The sequence below is a fragment of the Devosia sp. genome (assembly GCF_040509215.1).
Taxonomy (GTDB): Bacteria; Pseudomonadota; Alphaproteobacteria; order Rhizobiales; family Devosiaceae; genus Devosia.
Genome location: NZ_JBEVLL010000097.1, coordinates 1 through 20469, shown reverse-complemented (window position 1 = coordinate 20469; position 20469 = coordinate 1). Strand labels below are relative to the sequence as shown.

At 61.7% G+C, this 20469-nt stretch carries 18 protein-coding genes and 1 pseudogene; 5 read left to right on the top strand and 14 right to left on the bottom strand.

What is annotated here, in order from left to right:
• The 3 genes and pseudogenes from ABW043_RS05475 to rpoZ all read right to left on the bottom strand — a co-directional run.
• Positions 1-166 (bottom strand): annotated as a pseudogene (locus ABW043_RS05475) (orotate phosphoribosyltransferase); the annotation flags it as partial.
• Complete coding sequence (locus ABW043_RS05470; RefSeq protein WP_353920216.1) at positions 153-2438, bottom strand: RelA/SpoT family protein; 2286 nt, start codon at positions 2436-2438, stop codon at positions 153-155. The gene ABW043_RS05470 and the pseudogene ABW043_RS05475, both read right to left, overlap by 14 nt.
• Before the next feature lie 149 nt (positions 2439-2587).
• Positions 2588-2956: a DNA-directed RNA polymerase subunit omega gene (gene rpoZ, locus ABW043_RS05465; protein WP_056309918.1), complete on the bottom strand. Its 369-nt coding sequence runs from the start codon at positions 2954-2956 to the stop codon at positions 2588-2590.
• 224 nt (positions 2957-3180) lie between these two features.
• On the opposite strand from rpoZ, the gene ABW043_RS05460 reads away from it, so the two are divergent.
• Positions 3181-3732 carry a LabA-like NYN domain-containing protein gene (locus ABW043_RS05460; RefSeq protein WP_353920215.1) on the top strand — a complete coding sequence of 184 codons (552 nt, stop codon included), beginning with the start codon at positions 3181-3183 and terminating at the stop codon, positions 3730-3732.
• A 198-nt stretch (positions 3733-3930) separates the two neighbouring features.
• Here ABW043_RS05460 and smpB read toward each other — a convergent pair whose 3' ends face one another.
• Positions 3931-4431 (bottom strand): SsrA-binding protein SmpB, encoded by a 501-nt coding sequence (smpB, locus tag ABW043_RS05455; RefSeq protein WP_353920214.1) that lies wholly within the window; start codon positions 4429-4431, stop codon positions 3931-3933.
• 60 nt (positions 4432-4491) lie between these two features.
• Positions 4492-5367: a 4-hydroxy-tetrahydrodipicolinate synthase gene (dapA, locus tag ABW043_RS05450; RefSeq protein WP_353920217.1), complete on the bottom strand. Its 876-nt coding sequence runs from the start codon at positions 5365-5367 to the stop codon at positions 4492-4494.
• Between the two features lie 234 nt (positions 5368-5601).
• Here dapA and ABW043_RS05445 point away from each other — a divergent pair, with 234 nt between their 5' ends.
• Positions 5602-6546, top strand: a complete 945-nt coding sequence (locus tag ABW043_RS05445) for an alpha/beta fold hydrolase (RefSeq protein ID WP_353920213.1) — start codon at positions 5602-5604, stop codon at positions 6544-6546.
• A 3-nt stretch (positions 6547-6549) separates the two neighbouring features.
• Here the strand turns inward: ABW043_RS05445 and ABW043_RS05440 are convergent, their stop codons facing one another.
• Both ABW043_RS05440 and ABW043_RS05435 read right to left on the bottom strand, forming a co-directional pair.
• Positions 6550-7893: an OmpA family protein gene (locus ABW043_RS05440; protein ID WP_353920212.1), complete on the bottom strand. Its 1344-nt coding sequence runs from the start codon at positions 7891-7893 to the stop codon at positions 6550-6552.
• 188 nt (positions 7894-8081) lie between these two features.
• Entirely contained in the window at positions 8082-9530 is a 1449-nt protein-coding gene (locus tag ABW043_RS05435; RefSeq protein WP_353920211.1) for a hypothetical protein, read from the bottom strand.
• Between the two features lie 401 nt (positions 9531-9931).
• Here ABW043_RS05435 and ABW043_RS05430 point away from each other — a divergent pair, with 401 nt between their 5' ends.
• Complete coding sequence (locus tag ABW043_RS05430; protein ID WP_353920210.1) at positions 9932-10672, top strand: SDR family oxidoreductase; 741 nt, start codon at positions 9932-9934, stop codon at positions 10670-10672.
• Between the two features lie 22 nt (positions 10673-10694).
• Here the strand turns inward: ABW043_RS05430 and nagA are convergent, their stop codons facing one another.
• From nagA to ABW043_RS05415, 3 genes are read right to left on the bottom strand one after another with little or no spacing between them, the layout of a single operon-like run.
• Positions 10695-11855 (bottom strand): N-acetylglucosamine-6-phosphate deacetylase, encoded by a 1161-nt coding sequence (gene nagA, locus ABW043_RS05425; RefSeq protein ID WP_353920209.1) that lies wholly within the window; start codon positions 11853-11855, stop codon positions 10695-10697.
• A complete protein-coding gene (locus ABW043_RS05420; RefSeq protein WP_353920208.1) occupies positions 11852-12883 on the bottom strand; it encodes an SIS domain-containing protein in 1032 nt (343 codons plus the stop codon). The genes nagA and ABW043_RS05420 overlap by 4 nt, the downstream gene beginning before the upstream one ends.
• Complete coding sequence (locus ABW043_RS05415; RefSeq protein ID WP_353920207.1) at positions 12880-13665, bottom strand: GntR family transcriptional regulator; 786 nt, start codon at positions 13663-13665, stop codon at positions 12880-12882. Before ABW043_RS05415 ends, ABW043_RS05420 begins: the two co-directional genes overlap by 4 nt.
• 250 nt (positions 13666-13915) lie before the next feature.
• Here ABW043_RS05415 and ABW043_RS05410 point away from each other — a divergent pair, with 250 nt between their 5' ends.
• Complete coding sequence (locus ABW043_RS05410; protein ID WP_353920206.1) at positions 13916-14812, top strand: N-acetylmuramic acid 6-phosphate etherase; 897 nt, start codon at positions 13916-13918, stop codon at positions 14810-14812.
• A gap of 153 nt (positions 14813-14965) precedes the next feature.
• Here ABW043_RS05410 and ABW043_RS05405 read toward each other — a convergent pair whose 3' ends face one another.
• Complete coding sequence (locus ABW043_RS05405; RefSeq protein ID WP_353920205.1) at positions 14966-17389, bottom strand: glycoside hydrolase family 2 protein; 2424 nt, start codon at positions 17387-17389, stop codon at positions 14966-14968.
• Positions 17390-17529: 140 nt separating this feature from the next.
• On the opposite strand from ABW043_RS05405, the gene ABW043_RS05400 reads away from it, so the two are divergent.
• Positions 17530-18006, top strand: a complete 477-nt coding sequence (locus ABW043_RS05400; protein WP_353920204.1) for an SRPBCC family protein — start codon at positions 17530-17532, stop codon at positions 18004-18006.
• Between the two features lie 150 nt (positions 18007-18156).
• Here the strand turns inward: ABW043_RS05400 and ABW043_RS05395 are convergent, their stop codons facing one another.
• The 3 genes from ABW043_RS05395 to ABW043_RS05385 form a co-directional block, all read right to left on the bottom strand.
• Positions 18157-18666 carry a GNAT family N-acetyltransferase gene (locus ABW043_RS05395; protein WP_353920203.1) on the bottom strand — a complete coding sequence of 170 codons (510 nt, stop codon included), beginning with the start codon at positions 18664-18666 and terminating at the stop codon, positions 18157-18159.
• Positions 18666-19766, bottom strand: a complete 1101-nt coding sequence (locus tag ABW043_RS05390; RefSeq protein WP_353920202.1) for a M24 family metallopeptidase — start codon at positions 19764-19766, stop codon at positions 18666-18668. The genes ABW043_RS05395 and ABW043_RS05390 overlap by 1 nt, the downstream gene beginning before the upstream one ends.
• A 194-nt stretch (positions 19767-19960) precedes the next feature.
• Positions 19961-20469, bottom strand: a 509-nt coding sequence (locus tag ABW043_RS05385; RefSeq protein ID WP_502908600.1) for an ABC transporter substrate-binding protein, incomplete at its 5' end; no start/stop codon positions are given.

Below are 20469 nucleotides of genomic sequence, written 5' to 3'. Positions count from 1 at the left end.
TCTTGTCGGCCAGGGCCTTGCAAAGCTTTTCGGTCTCGGAGGCGTACTGAAACACCTTGGCCTTTTGCAGGAAGAGCGGCGAGCGCAGGCCCGAGGACAGGATGAAGTGACCTTCGAGCAGCGCCCCACAGTTGCGGAAAATATCCAGCACTTCATCTTTCGTCACGGCGCGCACTCCTATCAACCTTGCCGTCCCATTCGAGGGTCGAGATCATACCCGCTTCCCTGATGCCAGCCCGCTGGACGGCGGAAAGGCCCGGACTGCGCTTGAGCGTTGCCAGAACATCGGTCAATTGCGCAAGGTCGCGGACCTCGATTTCAAAAATCATCTGGTGGAAGTCGGGCGAAATCATCCGCATGACCAGATTGTTGATATTGGCTTCGCACGAGGCGATGGCAGCGGAAATCTGCGCCAGCGAGCCGGGACGATTGACCGACTCCATCGAGACGACAGTCGCGTAGAGTTTGTCTTCGGTGGCCGCGACATCCCAGCGGACATCGACCCAGGCGACATCGCCGTCGTGCTTTTCGATCAGGGCGTCGGAATGGATCGGGTAGACGGTGAGGGGTGCATTGGGCTCGAGAATGCCCACGAGACGGTCGCCGGGCACAACCCCCTCCCCCGTAATGGTGACGGGGGTGTGGAAATCGAGCTGCGCCAGAGCGGCCTTGGCGTTGGGACCGGCATGCTGTCCACCGGGGACGCGGAACTTGAACTGGTCGGTGGCGCGGAGGGCAAACCAGCCGTCGGCCGTATCGGCAACAGGCAGGTCGAGCTTGCGACGACGCTTGCGGATGCCCTTTACCTTGGCGAGGGCATTGCCAAGGTCTTCGCTGCCGATCTTGCCTTCGCCCACGGCGATGAGGAATTCGCGCTTGCCGGGCTGGCCAAGTTCTTCGGCGAGAGTCTTGCTCTCGCTGTCGTCGAGCATGACGCCTTCGCGCTCAAGCATCATGTTGAGCACGTGCTCGCCCAGCGCATAGGCCCGCTGCTGGGACGATTGGCGCACGGCGCGACGGATGGCGGCGCGAGCCTTGCCGGTGGCGGCAATGCCGATCCAGTTGCTCGGCGGGCGGTGGTTCTGATCGCGCAGGATTTCGACTTCGTCGCCGGAGCGAAGCTGGGTGACGAGCGGCAGGATCAGGCCATTGATCTTGGCGCCAACGCAGGTGTCGCCGATGTCGGTGTGGAGAGCATAGGCGAAATCGATGGGCGTGGCGCCACGCGGCAGGGCAATGAGGCGCCCGCGGGGGGTGAAGCAGAAGACCTGGTCCTGGAAGAGTTCGAGCTTGGTGTATTCGAGGAAATCTTCTGCGGAAATGCCGGAGGTCAGGTGGCTGATCGACTGACGGAGCGAGCCATAGGCCTGGGATTCGTTTTCGATGCGGCTGAGGTTGGCCGAAGAGCCATCCTTGTAGAGGGCGTGGGCGGCGATGCCGAATTCGGCGATCCGGTCCATGTCGACAGTGCGGATCTGCAGTTCGACACGCTGACGGCTGGGGCCGACGATGGTGGTGTGGATCGAGCGGTAATCGTTGTGCTTGGGGACCGAGATATAGTCCTTGAAGCGGCCGGGCACGACCTTCCATGTCGTGTGAATGAGGCCGACCGTGCTGTAGCACTGCTCGACCGTATCAACGATGACGCGGAAGCCGATCATGTCGGAGAGCTGTTCAAGCGCGATGGACTTGCGCTGGATCTTCGAAAAAATCGAATAGGGCGACTTTACCCGCGCCTTGACGCGCGCGGTGATGCCTTCGGCGCCGAGGCGGTCCGTCAGCTCGCGCGTGATGGTGTCGATGGTTTCCTTGTTCTCTGCCTGAAGATGCTCGAGCCGCTCGATAATCGCGCTGTAGTGATCGGGCTGGAGAATGCGGAAGCTGAGATCTTCGAGCTCGTTGCGCATGTCCTGCATACCCATGCGGCCGGCGAGCGGGGCATAGATATCCATGGTCTCCTGCGCGATGCGCTGCTGCTTGTCGGCGCGCATATATTGCAGGGTACGCATGTTGTGCAGGCGATCGGCGAGTTTCACCAACAGAACGCGCACGTCCTGGCTGATGGCGAGCAGCAGCTTGCGCAGGTTTTCGGCCTGCGCTTCCTCGCGGCTGACGAGATTGAGGCGTTCGATCTTGGTCAGGCCATCGACGATGGTGGCGATCTCGGCGCCAAAGATCTGGTCGATCTCGGCGCGGGTCGCGTCGGTATCTTCCACGGTGTCGTGGAGGAGGCCCACGGCGATCGAGGCATCGTCGAGCTTCAATTCGGTGAGAATGGCTGCGACTTCGAGCGGATGGTTGAAATAGGGGTCGCCGGAGGCGCGCTTCTGCGAACCATGCTTCTGCATGGCGTAGACATAGGCCTTATTCAACAACTGCTCGTCGGCGTTCGGGTTATAGGCCTGAACGCGTTCGACGAGCTCATACTGACGCATCATGGAAGTCGCCGCTCTCGGAAGATTCCATACTTAGCGCGTTGAATGAAAATGGGAAGTGTCGGAAGGACAGTTTCGGCACGCAGTAAACGAAACACCCCCGGACAGGCCGGGGGTGGTACGTAGATTTTCGATCTCTGCAGTCGGGCGACTTAGTCGTCGCGACGTTCCGGCGGAGCCAGGCTCTCGATGCCGCGCAGCAGTTCTTCTTCGCTGATCGTATCGAAGTTGATCGAGTCGTCGTCGCCGGCGCTTTCGATGAGCGGAGCAGCATGGCTCTCTGGCTCGTCGACCTCGACATACTTCTGCAGCGAGTGGATCAGGTCTTCATGCAAGTCATCAGGCGAAATGGTGCCATCGCCGATTTCACGCAGAGCAACAACGGGGTTCTTGTCGTTGTCGCGCGATACGGTGATCTGGGCGCCGGACGAAATCATGCGCGCACGATGAGCGGCCATGAGCACGAGGTCGAAGCGATTGTCGACCTTTTCGATGCAGTCTTCAACGGTGACGCGTGCCACGAACGTCTCCAAAATTGTGGGGAGAAAGTCTCCGCATACACCACGTTAACCGGGATGGCAAGCTTGACGGCCAAAGCGACTCCTCTTGCGCTGCCGATCTCGAGAAAATATACGGATAGCGAAGTTAAGATGAGCATCAGGGCGAGATTGCCTCGCCGCGCCCAGGGGCAGAAGGGCGCATAGTGATTGCAACCAACTCATTTCATTGAGGAAATTTGAGAAGTATGTCCGTAGATCCACGGGAAAAGATTGCGCTCTTCATTGATGGCGCAAATCTCTATGCAACGTCGAAAGCCATTGGCGTCGACATCGACTACCGCAAATTGCTCACCGAATTCAGCAGCAAGGCCTACCTTTTGCGGGCCAATTATTACACTGCGCTGATCGAGGACCAGGAATATTCCTCCATCCGGCCGCTGATCGATTGGCTCGACTATAACGGCTATACCGTCGTCACCAAGCCGGCCAAGGAATTCACCGACGCGCTCGGGCGGCGCAAGGTGAAGGGCAATATGGACATCGAACTGTGCGTCGATGCGCTGGAGCTTTCAGCCTTTTACGACCACCTGATCCTGTTTTCCGGCGACGGCGACTTCACCGCTCTGGTGGCGGCGCTGCAGCGTAAGGGCAAGCGCGTGACGGTTGTTTCGACGCTGACCACCTCGACGCCGATGATCTCGGACGATCTCCGGCGCCAGGCGGACTTTTTCCTCGACGTGGCAGAGTTGGCAAAAACCGTTGGCCGTCCGCAGGTACAGAGGCCGGTGGAGGCTTAATCCACCACGACACGTCACCCTCGGGTTCGGCCCGAGGGCTTTGTACTTGTTGCAGAATCGCCAAGTGAAATATCCTCGGGTCAGTCCCGAGGATGACGATTGGGATGAACTGAGGCAGCCCCGCCACTCGAGCAGAGCTCTCATAGCCTGCTCACCTAAAATCACGCCACTGGCGTGATTTTGCCTTTCGGCCGGCTTTCAGCCCCGCCCGCCCTCTTTCATGATGCGGGATTTGTCGCGGTTCCAGTCGCGATTGCGCTCGGTCTCGCGCTTGTCATAGTTCTTCTTGCCCTTGCCGACGCCCAGGAGCAGCTTGGCGCGACCCTGGTCATTGAAGAACAATTTGAGCGGCACGATGGTGTTGCCGGCGCGAGCCACTTCGACTTCGAGATGAGCCAACTGCTTCTTGGAAACCAGCAGTTTGCGCGGGCGCTTCTCGACGTGATTGAAGCGGTTGGCCTGCAGATATTCGGGAATATGCGCGTTGATCAGCCAGAGTTCGCCTTTTTCCGGCGAGGCGTATGACTCTGTGATCTGCGCCTTACCCAGACGCAGCGACTTGACCTCGGTGCCAGTCAGCACCAGGCCCGCCTCGATGGTTTCGCCAATGGCATAGTCGTAGCGCGAGCGCCTGTTCTCAGCCACGAGCCCGTGGCTGATCACACCGTTTTTCTTCTTGTCGTTCTTTGCCTGTACCATGAATTCCCTGGGCGCAGTCCCGGCGCGAAAAACCGGTGCCCACTTTTTCGCTGAATGCTCTTAGATAAGACCTGCGTGGCTCATTGCAAAGTCCATGGCGTCCTGGGTCGGCTTGCTGATCGGGGTCAGCGGCAGGCGCATCTCATTGGCGCAGAGGTTGAGCCGGTTCGCCACATACTTGGCCGGAGCGGGATTGGGCTCCATGAACAGGTCCTTGTGGAGGAAGGCCAGCTTGTCGTTGATGTCACGGGCGCCAGCAAAATCGCCGGCCAGCGACAATTCTTGCATCTGGGAGCAGAGGCGCGGGGCCACGTTCGCCGTAACAGAAATGCAGCCATGGCCGCCATGGGCGTTGAAGCCAAGAGCGGTGCTGTCATCGCCCGAAAGCAGGATAAAATCCTTGCCGAGCTTGACGCGCTGCATGGTGGCGCGCTCGAGATTGCCGGTGGCATCCTTGACGCCGATGATATTGCTGTGTGCATCGCGAAGGCGCGCGATGGTGTCGACGGTCAGGTCGACGATCGTACGACCGGGCACCGAGTAGAGAATGACCGGAATACCCACGGCCTTGGCGACAGCCGAGAAATGCTGGAAGAGGCCTTCCTGGTTCGGCTTGTTGTAGTAGGGAACCACCGACAGGACCGCATCGGCGCCGGTTTCTTCAGCGAACTTGGCGAGCGAAACCGCTTCAGCAGTCGAATTGGAGCCCGCGCCGGCAACGATCGGCACGCGCTTATTGGTCACTTCGACGCAGATTTCGACGACGCGACGGTGCTCTTCGTGGCTGACCGTCGGGCTTTCGCCCGTGGTGCCGACGGGAACGAGACCGTGTGAACCTTGCTCGATCTGCCACTCAACAAAGCTGGCGAAGGCTTTCTCATCCACTGCCCCATTGCGCATGGGAGTGATGAGTGCCGTAATCGAACCTCGCAGCATTTTGTCGGTATTCCTCAATTGGCCCGGGCGAACCGGGTTGCGCATGTCTGGATTGTGGCCGAAGGGGCCTTCGGAGACGCGCACCATACTTTCAAGTTCAATCTGTCACAAGACGAATGGCGCGCTTGCGCGGCTCTAAGCAAAAAGCTGCGGCGCAAAAACATCAGGGGCTTGATTGACGGGCCTTCGGGCGGGCACAACAGACGCAAAGCCCGCGGGCACGAGGAAAAATCCATGTTGCGCAAACGGCGCGTCGTTCCGGCCGATCACAAGCCTTTTGCCGGTTTTCCGGTGGAATTCATCGAAACGCGGGACGCAACAGTGCGCGCGGCGGTCCATGTCACTGCCCCGTTGAGCCGGGGGAAAATGCCGCTTGTATGCCTTGCGGGCCTCCAGCGAAACATGAGTGATTTTGCCGATTTCGTCGGCTATTTCCGGCGGCTGGGCAGCGGCAATTGGCCAGCGGTGCTGATTGACCTGCCCGGACGAGGGCGGGCGGATGACCGGCAGAAGCCGGGCGACTACAGTTCGATAGCCGATGCGCGCGACGTGGCCGACATCCTGGCGGCTTTGGGCATAGGCCGGGCGATCATTCTGGGCCAGGGACATGGCGGGCAGGTTGCTATGTCGCTCGCCGCGACACATCCGCTGCTGGTGGCGGGCACCATCCTGCTCGATGCAGGACCTATCGTCGATTCTCGCGGCATCGTGCGATTGCGCAATAATCTCAAGCACATCGACGGGCTGAGGGGAGCCAAGCGCGTTGCCGCTGGCTTCCGGCGCATGTTGGCCGGAGACTATCCCGAACTTTCCGAAGAGGCGCTCGATGCATTGGCGCAACGCAGCCACATCATCGACAAGCGCGGACGAGCACAGCCACTGTTCGACGAACGTCTGTTGGTGCCACTGGAGGCGATCAGCTTTGACGACGTGCTGACGCCGCAATGGCCGCTGTTCGACGCACTGAGCGGCATGCCGCTCATGATCCTGCGCACGCAATTGACGGATCAATTGCGGCGCGAGACCTATGAAGAAATGGTGCGGCGGCGGCCAGACGCGTTGGCGCTGACCATTGCGGGTCAGGGGTCCCCTGCCCTTTTCGACCAGCATGACGAAATCGAAGCCGTTGCCAGCTTTGTTTTCAAGGTGAGTACGCAGGTCCGCAGCAAAGCAGCCTGAGCCTTACGCCCCGTCGCGCACTGAGACGACGATGCGGCGGTTCTGCGCCTTGCCGGCAGCTGTCGCATTGTCGGCGACGGGCTGAGATTCGCCATAGCCGATGGCATAGAGGCGCTCCGGGCCGACACCGAGGCCGATCAGGGCCGTGACAACCGCCTCGGCACGCGCGACGGAGAGGGCCAGGTTCGCGGCAGCCTCGCCATCGGAATCGGTATGGCCGGCAACATCGATGGCAGCACCCGGGCAGAGATTGATCGCGGTGGCCATGGAGGCAAGGATCGTCTCCGTACCTTCAGCCAGAACGGCGGCGCCGGAGCGGAAGAGGATACCGTTTTGGGCAGAAAGCGCCGCGAGCGTGGTTCGGCACTGGTCCAGGGTTTCAGGCGTCGAGGACGCCTGCGCCGTTGGGGGCTGCGGGGCAGCTTCGACTGGGGCGGCGACTACGGGTTCGGGTTCAGACTGGGCAACTTCCGCGGCTTGCGCGGGCTCCGCTGCTACGGCTTCCGCTGCTACGGGTTCCGGTGCCGCCGTCGCGATCGACGTGGGTTCCGGCGCGGCTGGCGCCTCGGGCGCGGGAGCTGCGAGGGCAAGGCCCCAACCCGCTTCGCTCAAGCGATCGCGGTCGAACGTTGCGCGAATGGATTCCGCGTTAGCAGACGTCAGGGGCGTACCGGAAAAGAGCCATGCACCGCCCTCGAGCTTGATCTCACCCTCTTTGAGCAAATCAAAGAGCGGCAGGACCTTATCGATGCTGGCCTCAAAATTGAGAGGTTCGCCCGAGCCGAAGCGCAGGGTGGAACTGGCGCGCGCGCCAACTGTGAGGAGGAGGCGTTGCTCGAGTTCGGGCGTCGGCACATAACCGGACAAGATCACGTTGCCGTTTGGTTGGCGGCGAAGGGAGAAAGCATAGGTTTCGACGCGTGGCGCGGAGATTTCGGCCATGGCGAGAATGAGGCCGGAGGGAACCTGATCGGCCAGCGTCTGGTGGAGCGCGATGAAATCGGCCTGGGTGGCGGCAACACCATTCGCCGACAGGACAGAACCGCGTAGCGCGAAGCGACCTTCCGAGAGACGATCAAGCACGTCAAGGCCAAATGCCGTGGCGGCATCATAGCCGGACGGCGCGCCCGAACCGAGTTTGAGCCAGGAAATGTCAGCGCCGCTGTGCAGGCCGAGGGCGTCGCGCGACGCAGCGCTGGGCGCATACCCGTCAAAGACCAGCGCGCCGCCGGGCTGGCGCGAGATGCTGACCCAATAATCGGAGACCTGTGGCGGCGGCACCGCGACCACGGAAGATTGCGCCAGAGATGGTGGACCAAAGCTCAGAGCCAGTCCAAGCGCGATCATTCCGGACGTCACCAAGTGACGAAGGTGCCTCTTCATATCGATTCCATTAAGTGCCGCATTGGCCGGACGTTAGATGATTTGCCGCGAGGGCAAAAGCGTCACCGCACGATCACCTGCAAGAAGTGCCTTCCAAAAGCAGAAAGGCCCGGCGTGAGCCGAGCCTTTCCGTTCGGAAACCGAAGCTTCGATTATTCGAAGGACTTGGCAGCCTTGAACTGAACGCGGTAGGCGTTGTTCGAGTACACTTCGCCCTTGACGGACGAGGTGAAACCGCCGCCCGGAGCCCAAGCGAGTTCGGCAGCGCCGTAGTACACGCTGGATTCGGTGCCAGGAGCAGCCGGCAGGGTGGTGCTGTTGAAGTAAGCACCGAGTTCGCCGGTGATCTTGATCGTTTCGGTGACGGCAGCAACGAGCTGAGCCGAAACCTGCGTCGTACCTTCGTTGGCAACACCGCCGCCGTTGAGGTTGAAATAACGAGCGCCGAGGTTGATCGAGACGCCTTCGGTGACGGTGGCGCCGACGGAGCCGCCGATGCCGTAGCCATCGGTTACAACGCCAGCAACGTCCTTGCGCTGGTATTCGCCCGACAGGCCGATCTTGAACATGTCGAAGGTTGCTTCGCCAGTCACGAGACCGTGGAACTTGCTCAGAGCCTGAACGTCGTCACGGAAGAAGGCACCAGCAGCGCGGACCTTGAACTGGTCGAAGGTGCCGGTTGCGCCAGCATGGAGACCCCAAGCAGTGACGGTGCCGTCGAGCACGCCGATGGCCAGACCGGTGACGTGGGCAGTGATGCCTTCACCGGCGTAGGACAAAACACCAACCAGAGTGCCTGCGTTCTGGCCGTTGTTCGCAAAACCGTCCGGGAGGTTGTTAGCGACTGCAGGCAGACCGAGAGCGGTCGGATCGCCACCGATGTTTTCGAGACCAGCAGCAACGCTCACGCCATTGCCGAGATCAGAAACGACCTGGATAACGTGACCACCGAGGTAGTCCGGGGTGTCATCGTTGTCGAACAGGACGCCGTTGTCGACCTTGGAGTAGCCGAACAGGCCGAGGTAGTTGAACGGAGCGGAGTCGCCGAAGTTGGCGATCGAACCCTTCTTACCAGCCATGATGACAGTGGTATCACCAACAGACACATAAGCTTCGTCGATGTAGAAGCCTTCCGGATCGTTGTCGCCCCAAGTGGTGGACGCGGCAACACCGTTCTGGAAACGGTAAGCATCGCGCTGCTTCAGCTTGATGACGGCCTTAGCAGGACCAAAGTCGCTGTCGGCGGTGCCGACGAACTTGAGCCAAGCTTCAACCTTGCTCTGCCAGTCGTTGCGATTGCCGGTAACGGCATCAGCATTCGGACCGATCACGTCAACAAAGGCATTGCCGGTGGCGAAAACATTGTTGTCCAGAGCGGTCGGACCGACGAGGTCGGTACCACGGTAGTCACCGAAGCGCATTTCGTAGGAGACGCCGCCCGAGATCTGCAGGCAGTTGGTGTCGGACGAGATGGTCAGGCCGGAAAGACCGAGCGCATCGCAAACGTCCAGCGAGGTGAGAACGCCAAGATCGGCAGCAAAGCCGGCGGTCGAGAGACCAGCAGCGGCAACAGAACCGAGGATAAGGCTCTTGAGTTTCATTAGTTGACCTCCAAAGTCAGTCATTTGGTGCCGGTTACCCAGCGGTTTGTCGTAACGCGACCACACTATTCGTGGTGCAGTGTGTTGCCGTCGCGTTGCGACCGACAAACGATCCCATGCATGGATTCGCAAGACCCACTCTACGCATGCAAACATCGGACGCAATCAAACAAAGCCGGTTTCACGTCGCCACAATATGGTTGCGATCCGGATGTTGCAGATTCAGCACACAGATTGAAACCACCTGTTAAGAGTTCTGAAGAGGCTGTTAAAAACCGCCGCTTTGCAGGGGTTTCAGCGTTCACAATGGCGGGAACGGTCCTCAGCCAGCCATCATTTGACACACGTACCCCACTGCCCGACACATGGCGTAACCGTGACCACCTTGTGGAGGAGAGACTATGACGACGACCGGATTCGCCCTTGTTACAGGTGGCACATCGGGCATTGGAAAGGCCGTGGCCTTGGGTCTGGCGAGGGCGGGATGGACCGTAACCATCTGCGGCCGACGCGCGGAACTGGTTGAGGAGATTGCTGGAGGCGGACAGGTTCAGGGTCTGGTCTGCGACGTGACCCAGCCCGATGACGTCGCGAATCTGTTCTCGCAGATTCGGGAAAGGCATGGCCGCCTTGACCTCGTGTTCAACAATGCCGGTCGCTTCGCGCCCGCAAAACCATTTGGCGATCTCGACGTCGCAACCTGGCGCGAGATGATCGATACGAATCTCAACGGCGCCTTCTATGTGGCGCGCGAAGCATTCCGGTTGATGCGTGAGCAAAGTCCGCAGGGTGGCCGCATTATCAACAATGGGTCGATCTCGGCCTATGTGCCGCGTCCGCAGGCGGCGTCCTATACGACCTCGAAGCACGCCATTACCGGGCTGACCAAGGCGATTTCGCTCGATGGGCGGGCGTACAACATCGCCTGCGGGCAGATCGATATTGGCAATGCGGCGACGGATATGACGAGCCAAATGAACTCGGGCTCATTGCAGGCCAATGGCACGATGACGCCGGAGCCGACCTTCGATGTCGCGCATGTCGTGGAAGCAGTGACCTATATGGCCGGGCTGCCACTCAGCGCCAATGTGCAGTTCATGACGGTGATGGCGACGAACATGCCCTATATCGGGCGGGGTTGATCCCCGCCCAAAGGGTTACGTCTCAGGCGTGAAAAACTTCCACGCCGTCGATCCAGGTCGCCTTGACCTGCCTGTCGTCGGACAGGTGTGCAAAGCTGCCCACGGCGCCGCGCTGCAGCGTGCCGTAGGTGGCTTCGATGCCCATGGCTTCGGCGGGATAGAGCGAGGCCATGCGGAGGACTTCGTCGAAGTCTAGCCCGATCGTGTCGACCATGAAGTTGACGGCATCGATCATGTCGAGATCGGCGCCGGCAAGAGTGCCATCGGCAAGACGCAGGGCGCCGTCGGCGCGGGTGATAGTGCGGCCGTTGAGCGTCAGGGTCTGGATGTCGGTGCCCGTCTGCGACATGGCGTCGGTGACGAGGAAGATCTTCCCGGGGCCACGCTTGGCGCGGAGCGCCGCGCCGATGCTCGCAGGATGCACATGAATGCCGTCGGCGATGAGGCCGGCAAATGCTTGGGGACTATCGAGCGTGGCGCCGACGACGCCGGGCTCGCGATTGCCCATCTGGCTCATGGCGTTGAAAAGATGCGTCGACATGGTGGCGCCGGCTTCGAAGGCGGCCATGGCGGTCGCGTAGTTGGCATCGGAATGGCCAATACTGACCACGGCACCCGCCTCGGAGAGGACGGCAATCTGCTGCGGGGTCGCCGTTTCGGCGGCGACGGTGCAGATGAGATTGGGCAGCGTTTCAGCGGCGCGCTTGAGACGGGCCAGATCGGAATCATCAATGGGACGGATGAGGGCCGGATCGTGCGTACCCTTTCGCGACAGGGCCAGGTGCGGGCCTTCCAGGTGCAGGCCGATGAAGCCCGGCACGCGCGCCGCTTCGGCGGCGAGGCCTGCGGCGATGGCCTTTTCATTGACCTCCGCCGTATCGGTGATCAACGTCGGCAGGAGTGCCGTCGTGCCGAACTGGGCGTGGGCCGCGCAGATGGCGCGAATGGCGTCGAGCGAAGTGTCGTTGTTAAAGAGGATGCCGCCGCCGCCATTGACCTGGAGGTCGATGAAACCGGGCACGATCATGCCGCCGTCGAGTTCTACGCGTTCAGCATTGGCCGGAATCTCGGCAGCCGGGACGATGCCGGCGACATAGCCGAACTCGATCAAGAGAGCTGCATCGTCATGCCAGGTGGCGCTGTCGAAAATGCGGGCGCCGGTAATGGCGAGAAGATCGCTCATACCGTTTCCGTGACTTTCTTGAGGGCCGGCGGCACGTCGGGATTGAGACCACGATGGCGGGAAAGCGCCTCGACGAAACCATAGAAGGAGACGATCAGCGCCAGCGGGTCGGTGATCGGGTGGCCGGTGGTCGCGAACGGCAGCGGCTTGGCGGCGCCCGGGCGGTCACTGGTGAGGAAGGCGAGAGCGCCCTGCCCTGCGAGCTTGTGGGCCATGTCGGCGACCGAGGCTTCGGCTGCGTCGCGCGCAGCGAGGCCGAGCACCGGATAGCCCGGGGTCACGATGGCGACGGGGCCGTGCATAACTTCAGCGGCGCTGTAGGATTCGGCCTGGATATTGCAGGTTTCCTTGAATTTGAGCGCGGCTTCATTGGCGATGGCAAAGCCCGGGCCGCGGCCAAGGACGTAGAGCGCATTGTGACCATCGAGCGCGGTGACCAGTTCGGACCAGTCGCAGGTGACCGCCTTGGCGAGGCTTTCCGGCAGGGCGGCAACGGCGCGGGCGAGATCGGCATCGCCGCTCCAGCGAGCCAGCAAAGCGAGGCCGGCGACCACCGAGGTCACAAAGCTCTTGGTGGCCGCGACGCTCTTTTCGAGGCCGGCATGGAGATCAATGGTGAAGTCGCTGGCTTCAGCAATGGGCGAGCCGGCAGTGTTGGTGATCGCGATGGTGGTGGCGCCGCTGCGCCGGGCCGACTGGGCCATGCCGACAATGTCGGGGCTCTTGCCGGACTGGGAAATGGCGATTGCCACGGCGTTGGAAAGACGCAGGTCCTTACCGTAGATCGACGCGATTGAAGGGCCGATGGAGGCAACTGGCAGGCCGAGCGTTAGCTCGATGGCATACTTCAAATAGGCCGAGGCATGATCGGACGATCCGCGGGCCACGGTGACGACAACAGACGGATCGACTTCGCGAAGGCGCGCGGCAGCAGCGTCGAGGGTCGGCGCGGATTCGGTGAGGAAACGGGACACAACCTGCGGGATTTCATCCACTTCGCGGCGCATGTGCGTTTGGTTGGTCGTCATTTGATCGCTCCATTGACAGGTGCTTCGCCCAACCGGAGCTCGGCGACGAAGTCGTAGGTATCGCCCCGATAGATGGAGCGGGTGAATTCGATAACGCGGCCCGACGCTAGATAAGACGTGCGTTCGATATGAAGGCCTGCGGACCCGACCGGCACCTGCAACAGGTGCGCGTCGTCGTCGTTGAGATGGGCGGCGCGGATGCGCTGGATAGCGCGGACCGGACGATTGCCCGTGAGATCGAGGTGCTTGTAAAGCGAATCCCCGATATCAGCGGGATCTGGCAGGATCGAGCCGGAGAGGCTGGCGCGCTCGATGGCGAGCGGCATATCACCGGTGAGACGCAGACGCGAAATGCGCGCGACCTTTTCGCCCGAGGAAAGACCGAGAATAACCGTCTCTTCCGGCGAGGGAATATAGAGGCCGCGATCGAGCCATTCGGCGCGCACGGCCATGCCGCGGCGGGCCATGTCTTCGGTGAAAGAGGTCAACTGCGACAGCGACTGCTCGACGCGCTGCGTGGCGGGGGCGACGAAAGTGCCCGAGCCATGGCGCTGCACGAGCACGCCTTCCTGCACCAGATGCGACACGGCCTTCCGGACGGTGACACGCGAGACGTCGACTTTTAGCGCCAGATCGCGCTCGGAGGGCAAGGCGTCGCCGGGATTGAGGGCGCCACTCTTGATGGCTTCTTCTACCCAGCGCTTGAGCTGGAGATAAAGCGGACCACCCTGGGGCAGGGTAACGGGGCGATCGGAAAAGAAGGTTTCATATGTCTCGGACATGTTTTTCCTCCTGTTCTCTGCCATAGTCGGGGCTCAGACTTCGGGCGGGAGCTGCCCGCGCACATGTTCACCCACAATACCAATAAAATACCATTCGCGCGATCCGGTTTCCAGAGCGGTCAGTCCAAAGCGCAGGCGCGCTGGACATTTCTCAACAAAAACTTGGGTCCGACGACAAGCGGGTTATGGCCTGAGGCGTCCGGCTGGACAAGTGGTATTTTTTTGGCATTATCCGGCCAAGGAGTTTCTTATGGCCGAAAGACAAACCGAAAAGCGCCACGCCGCAGCCCAGGGACTGGAATTGCGGTCGCCGACCGAGATTCTGACGCTGCTGGCGGCTGGTCAGGCAGACGCGGCGAAAAGCGTCGCGACGGCAGTCGATGCCTTGGCCGATGGCGCTGTGCTCGCTGCGGCGAGCATTGAGGCTGGCGGGCGTCTGGTCTATGTCGCGGCGGGCAGTTCGGGGCTCATGGCGCTGGCCGATGCGCTGGAATTGCCGGGGACCTATGGCATTGCCCGCGAGCAGATCGTGGTGTTGCTGGCTGGCGGGCTCGACTCGCTGGTGAATATGCTCGGTGGGCCAGAGGACGACGGCGACGCCGCGACGAAAGCTATCGAAGATCTGCGCCTCGATGCCCGTGACTGTGTGATCGCGCTGACGGCGAGCGGGCAGACCCCCTTCCCGGTTTCGGCCGTCCTCGCGGCCAAGGCGGCCGGCGCAAAGACGATTGGCTTTTCGAACAATGCCGGGGCGCTGATCCTCGGGATGGCCGATGTTGGTGTGTGCCTGCCGACGCCGCCGGAGGTGATTGCCGGCTCAACGCGCATGGGTGCCGGCACGGCGCAGAAGATCGCGCTCAATATGCTGTCGACGCTGATGGCCATTCACCTTGGGCACGTGCATGACGGGTTCATGGTCAATGTCATCGCAGACAATATCAAGCTGCGTGAGCGGGCGCGGGGGATCGTCGCCTCGATCTCCGGAGCCAGCGAAGACCGCGCTGCCGCAGCGCTCGAAACGAGTGAGGGCGCGGTGAAGCCGGCCGTGTTGCTGGCGGCCGGCGCCGAGGATCTCGGCGCGGCCGAGGCGATGCTGACCGAGCATAAAGGTCGGCTGCGGCTGGCGCTTGCAGCGCTGCGGAGCTAGCTCAGAAGACGCTGCCATGACTACCGCTATCACCATGGATCGTCACCACCGGGCTTGTCCCGCTGGTCCATGCGGAGGCGAGATGGATTGCCGGGACAAGCCCGGCAATGACGACGATCGAGAGAGCAGTGCCTGGGGCGGGAATACGGACGACTACTGAACCAGTTGATTGGCGCAGCGGAAGACTGGCGCGCTCGACAGTATTTTCGCGTCCAGTTCGACCGGCATTTGTACAACAAATGTCTTGCTCTGCCCCGGAAGCAGGGTCACCAGCATGTCGTCGACGGTCGCGTCTGGATGGATGCGGTCAACGAACAGGCAGAGGTCCTTGATCAGGGTCTCGGCCGTTACGGTGACCCGATAGCAGCCCGAAGCATTCTCGACCTTCAGGTCGAATTCCGGCTGCGGCAGGTTCAGGTCGATGTCTTCGGCAAAATAGTAAAAGGCCGTGCTGTCGTGCATGGTGGCGACGACTAGTTCATTGGCCTTGTCGTCTACCGCGGCGATCTCGGCAGGAATGGGTAGTTCGGCCGCCGAAAGCCTGTCGGCACAAAGACGCCAGTGGGTCCATTCGGCGAGAACCGTGCCGTCGAAGCGCAGGCGCTTGATGGTGACGGACCCACGCCAGAATAGGGTGCGTTCGTTGACGGCGACGACGCTGAGACCCTCGCCGCGTGGTTGGATTGTAAGAAGGTGCGGGTGATAGACGGCGCGCAGGGCGTACCAGAGTGGCTTTAGTCGCCCATAGCCATCGATGGCAGCCCACGAGGTGACGGGCCAGCAATCGTTCAATTGCCAGACGATGGTGCCCATGTTGCGGCCACGGAAACTACGCATGTGCTCGATGCCGAATTTGATGGCGCGGGCCTGGTTGAGCTGGGTGGCAAAATGCCAGTCGTCCATATTCTTGGGTTCGGGCAGATGGCCCTTGAGGCCGCGCAACAGCTTGTCATTGCCGATGGTCGCCTTCTGATGGTGCCAGACGCCCGGCGAGGTCGGGGTGAGCGGGTTGTCGTGGACCGATTGGGTGAGCGTCGCCCAGGTTGGCGGCGCCTGCCAGCCGAATTCGGAGCAGAAACGCGGAACAGAGTCGGCATAGTGCTCGTAGCCGATTTCGTTCCAGACGTCCCAGAGATGGGTGCAGCCATGGTCGGGGTCGTTGGGGTGAATATCCATCGAGCCCGAATAGGGGCTGCCGGCCCAATAGGGGCGTGCGGGATCGAGTTCGGCGACGAGGCGCGGCAGGAGATCGAGATAGTAGCCGAGGCCCCAGGTGCGGTTTTTGAGGACGTCCTGCCAGCCCCAATCGAACCAGCCCCAGATGTTTTCATTGTTGCCGTTCCAGAGCACCAGCGAAGGATGCGGCATGAGGCGGACGATGTTTTCGCGCGCCTCGGCCTCGATCTCGGCAGGCAGGTCGCCCTCTTCGGGATAGGCGGCGCAGGCGAACAGAAAGTCCTGCCAGACGAGCATGCCCTGCCGGTCGCATTCTTCGTAGAACGCATCAGTTTCGTAGATGCCGCCGCCCCAGACGCGGAGCATATTCATATTCGCGGCCTTTGCCTGGGCGATGCGGGCAGCATAGCGCTCGGGCGTGACGCGCGGCAGGAAGCAGTCGTCGGGAATCCAGTTGGCGCCGCAGATATAGACCGGCACGTCGTTGATGATGAAGGCGAAGGGCGTGCCCTCTTCATCCGGCGTGGTGTCGAGGCGGAGCGAGCGAAAACCGATGTCGCGCTGCCAGGTGTCGAGCACGGTTTCGCCGTCGAGGAGTTCGACGGTCAGCGCATAGAGTGGCTGATTGCCAAGGCCGGTGGGCCACCAAAGTTCGGGATTTGGGACAGTGATTTCGACAGTGCCGAGGGGAGCGATTATGGTCTCGCCGGCCACGCTGACGCGGAGGCTCAAATTGGCCGCATCGCCTTCGACTTCGGCGTGGACGCGGACATGACCATCGGCGCCGGCGAGGGTGATTTCGGGGCGGATCGAGCGCAGGCGGGCTTTTGACCACGATTGCAGCGTGACGCCCTGCCAGAGGCCGGATGTGACGACGGTCGGCCCCCAATCCCAGCCGAAATTGCAGGCCATTTTGCGCATCAGATTGGCGGGGCCGGGATAGTTGTTGGGGCGCGGCTCGTAGATCTTGTCGAGGGCTTCGCCGCGCTTCCAGGCGGATTCGAAACTGACCGCGAGGTGGTTTTCGCCAGGGCGCAGATGTTCGCTGACCGGGAAGCGGTAGCTCCGGTTCATATTGGCGGTTGCGCCGAGGAGCACGCCGTTGAGCGTGATCTCCGCAAAGGTGTCGAGGCCGGCGAAGACGAGGTCGACGTTTTCTGCGCCGTCGTCGGACCAGTTGAAGGTCGTCTCGTAGCGCCAGTCGCAGCGGCCGACCCAATCGACAGCGATTTCGTTGAGGTCGAGATAGGGATCGGGGATGAGGCCGGCGGCAAGAAGATCGGTATGGACCGTGCCGGGAACAGTGGCCGGAATAGCCTTGGGAAGGCCGGGACGTGCGCCCTGCCCGCCAAGACAGGTCAGCGTCCAATTGCCATCGAGCGCGTGATCTCTAGTCGGCATGCCATACTCCCCAAGGCGCGAACGGCGCTTCCATACAACAGAAGTTTCGTGCCGCGAGAAATTTTCATCGCAAAATGTCGAAGGCACGTTGGGCGCTTCGTCGTTTGGGCATATCAATCTCAAATGCCTGGGAGCAAAAGATGAGCACCGACAACACTATCGACGCAGAACGCGACCTCGTTCTCACCCGCCTGATCGACGCACCGCCGTCGGCCGTCTATCGCTGCTGGACCGATCCGGCGCTGATGGTGCAGTGGTTTGCGCCAAAGCCCTGGAGAACGCCGCGGGCGAAGGTCGACCTGCGCGCCGGCGGCGCCACCGAAGTGGTGATGGCCGACGAGGCGGGCAATGAATATCCCAATCCCGGCCAGTATCTGGAAGTGGTGCCGAACAAGAAACTGGTCTTCACCGATGCCTATGTCGGCGACTGGAAGCCGTCGGGAAAACCGTTCTTCACCTGCACGCTGACCTTTGAAGAAGAAGGCGGCAAGACGCGCTACACGGCGGTCGCCCGGCACTGGGCCAAGGAAGACAAGGAAGCCCACGAAAAGATGGGTTTTCACGAAGGCTGGGGACTGTGTGCCGCGCAGCTCGAGGAAGTCGCGAAGACGCTTTGACGTCTGTTCGCCTGGGGGCATCGCACCCCCACCCTTGATCCCTCCCCACAAGGGGGAGGGAGACGAAGGAACTGAGGCTTCGAGGCAAGCGCCTCCCTCCCCCTTGTGGGGAGGGAATGAGGGTGGGGGTATGGCGGGCTTGAAACCTGCCTAGCCGCGCACCAGCAAAATCGACGGCTTGTCGTGGTAGGAGACTGTCTTTCCCTCCACATAGCCCAAGCGTTGCGCGAGGCGCAGCGAGGGCGTGTTTTCCGGGTCGATGAGGCAGCAGGTTCGCTTCATGCCTTGCGCATCAGCCCAAGCCAGCAGGGCCGTAAGCGCTTCGGCGGCGAAGCCTTTGCCGTGATGGTCGGGATCGAGCACCCAGCCCGCTTCAGGGTCCGTCAGCGGCGGGTCGATGGATCGATGAAAGTCGGCGAGGCCGAATTCGCCGATCATGGCGCTGGACTGCTTTTCGACGACGGCAAAATAGCCGTAGCCGAGCAGGTCCCAGTGGCCGGCATAGCGCAGCAGCCGCGACCAGACCTCTTCGGGCGTGCTGGGGCGACCGCCGATATAGCGGGTGACCTTGTCATTGCCCCAGAGCCGGCAGCTCGCCTCGAAATCGGACACCTGATGGCGGCGAAGCTGCAGGCGCTCCGTTTCTAGGATTGGTGACATCAGCCGGCAGCGACTGCCGTACGTGGCATTTCCGAGAAAATCTCGGCCTTGCCGTTGCGGATGATGACGATCTCTTCGAGGCGCAGGCCGAACTTGCCCTGCAGGTAAATGCCCGGCTCGATGGAGAAGACCATGCCTTCGTCGAGCACAGTTTCGCTGGTGCCGGTGATATAGGGCGCTTCGTGCACGTCGATGCCGAGGCCGTGGCCGGTGCGGTGCAGGAAGTTGGGGCCGTAGCCAGCCGCGGTGATGACATCGCGCGCGGCTTTGTCGACGTCGCTGGCGACGGCACCGGGCTTGGCGGCGGCAATGGCCGCTTCCACGGCGCGATCGATGATCGAGTGGATCTGGCCATAGCCTTCCGGCGCCGACTGGAAGTAGCCCATGCGCGTCATGTCGGACGGATAGCCATCGAGGCGGCAGCCGGTATCGATGAGCACGGCGTCGCCCGCCTTCAGCTGGGTCGAGCCAGTGTGGTGATGCGGGAAGGCGCCGTTGGGACCAAAACAGACCGAGCAGAATTCGGTGGTGGCGCCATTGGCCTTGTAGAATTCACCGATGAATTCAGCGACTTCCACCTCGGTCATGCCTGGCTTGAGCGCTGCGAAGGCAGCGGCAACAGCGCGGTCATTGAGGAGGTGCGCCGCCTTGATGAGTTTGTATTCGGCTTCATCCTTGCGCGAACGCAGGTAGCCAACCGTGTCCTGGGTGAAGCGACGCTTGGCGCCCGGCAGGGCATCGAGCAGCAGAAGGGCGAAATCGGCGCGCATGGTTTCGTCGAGCACGACGGACGGGTTTTCGCGCGAAATCCCGGTGGCCTCAATCAGTTGTTCGAGCGCGGTGCTCGGACCCTCGGCATCAGCCCAGGGGAAGAAGGGCAAATCGGTGTGCTGACGCGAGGAATCGACATTGAGCGCGGGCATCAGGAAGCCGGCATAGGTCTGGCTGACCAGCAGCATGACGGGACGCTCATCGCCATGGGGCGAGAGATCGGCCAGCCAGCGCATATGGCTCGATGGGCCGATGGCGACGAGATCGGTGGAGGTCTCGGCCATGCGGCGGCGTAGGTTGGCCATGCGGGTGGTGAGCGTGGAGTTCATTATCGGTCTCAAACTGGTTTGGGGCTTTGAAGCCCCTCACCCTAACCCTCGTCGTTGAGGGCTAGGGTGAGGGGCCGAAGGAGAAGGGCGGAGCCGAGCGGGAGGAGGTGCCCGGCTCCGCAGGCGGCGACCGAGGGACAATCGCCGCCATTGGTGACCGCGGGATTTTCGTCCAGCGGTCGTGTTTGGAAAGACTACTGCTTGGTCACGAGACGGTAGTAGACGAAGTCCGAGTTGGAGCCGTTCACATAGCCGTCGACATTGTTGGCCATGGCGATCTGAAGAGCCGCCTGGAACATGATGACGATCGGGCTTTCGGCCTGAACCTTCTTCTGCAGGTCGATGTAGAGCTCGTTGCGCTTGGCCTGATCGGGCTCGGCGAGAGCGGCATTGACTTCGTCGTTCATCTCGGCCGGAACGGCCCAGGCGTTACGCCAGGTCGTGGTCGCGGTGTAGTTGTCGTCGGCATTGTTCGAATTGTAGGCGAAAGCCTTGGCATTCGAGTGCGGGTCCATGAAGTCCGGGCCCCAATAGAGCAGCATGGCCTGGTGGGTACGTTCACGGTACTTGGTGATCACCTGAGCACCGGTGCCGGGCAGGATTTCGAAGTTGATGCCGGCTTCGGCAAAGCCAGCCTGCAGCGACTGGGCAATGTCGGTGAACGGGGTCGAGTTGATCACGTCGAGGGTGACGTTGATCGGCG

What these genes read in the sequence shown, in the direction of transcription:
- nagA (WP_353920209.1), bottom strand. Translation starts at nt 11,855, where the DNA reads ATGAGCGATCTTCTCGCCATTACCGGCGCCCGCATTTTCGACAGCGCC.
- ABW043_RS05470 (WP_353920216.1), bottom strand. Translation starts at nt 2,438, where the DNA reads ATGATGCGTCAGTATGAGCTCGTCGAACGCGTTCAGGCCTATAACCCG.
- smpB (WP_353920214.1), bottom strand. Translation starts at nt 4,431, where the DNA reads ATGGTACAGGCAAAGAACGACAAGAAGAAAAACGGTGTGATCAGCCAC.
- ABW043_RS05420 (WP_353920208.1), bottom strand. Translation starts at nt 12,883, where the DNA reads ATGACGACCAACCAAACGCACATGCGCCGCGAAGTGGATGAAATCCCG.
- ABW043_RS05400 (WP_353920204.1), top strand. Translation starts at nt 17,530, where the DNA reads ATGAGCACCGACAACACTATCGACGCAGAACGCGACCTCGTTCTCACC.
- ABW043_RS05430 (WP_353920210.1), top strand. Translation starts at nt 9,932, where the DNA reads ATGACGACGACCGGATTCGCCCTTGTTACAGGTGGCACATCGGGCATT.
- dapA (WP_353920217.1), bottom strand. Translation starts at nt 5,367, where the DNA reads ATGCTGCGAGGTTCGATTACGGCACTCATCACTCCCATGCGCAATGGG.
- ABW043_RS05435 (WP_353920211.1), bottom strand. Translation starts at nt 9,530, where the DNA reads ATGAAACTCAAGAGCCTTATCCTCGGTTCTGTTGCCGCTGCTGGTCTC.
- ABW043_RS05445 (WP_353920213.1), top strand. Translation starts at nt 5,602, where the DNA reads ATGTTGCGCAAACGGCGCGTCGTTCCGGCCGATCACAAGCCTTTTGCC.
- ABW043_RS05440 (WP_353920212.1), bottom strand. Translation starts at nt 7,893, where the DNA reads ATGATCGCGCTTGGACTGGCTCTGAGCTTTGGTCCACCATCTCTGGCG.
- ABW043_RS05410 (WP_353920206.1), top strand. Translation starts at nt 13,916, where the DNA reads ATGGCCGAAAGACAAACCGAAAAGCGCCACGCCGCAGCCCAGGGACTG.
- ABW043_RS05415 (WP_353920207.1), bottom strand. Translation starts at nt 13,665, where the DNA reads ATGTCCGAGACATATGAAACCTTCTTTTCCGATCGCCCCGTTACCCTG.
- ABW043_RS05460 (WP_353920215.1), top strand. Translation starts at nt 3,181, where the DNA reads ATGTCCGTAGATCCACGGGAAAAGATTGCGCTCTTCATTGATGGCGCA.
- ABW043_RS05390 (WP_353920202.1), bottom strand. Translation starts at nt 19,766, where the DNA reads ATGAACTCCACGCTCACCACCCGCATGGCCAACCTACGCCGCCGCATG.
- ABW043_RS05405 (WP_353920205.1), bottom strand. Translation starts at nt 17,389, where the DNA reads ATGCCGACTAGAGATCACGCGCTCGATGGCAATTGGACGCTGACCTGT.
- ABW043_RS05395 (WP_353920203.1), bottom strand. Translation starts at nt 18,666, where the DNA reads ATGTCACCAATCCTAGAAACGGAGCGCCTGCAGCTTCGCCGCCATCAG.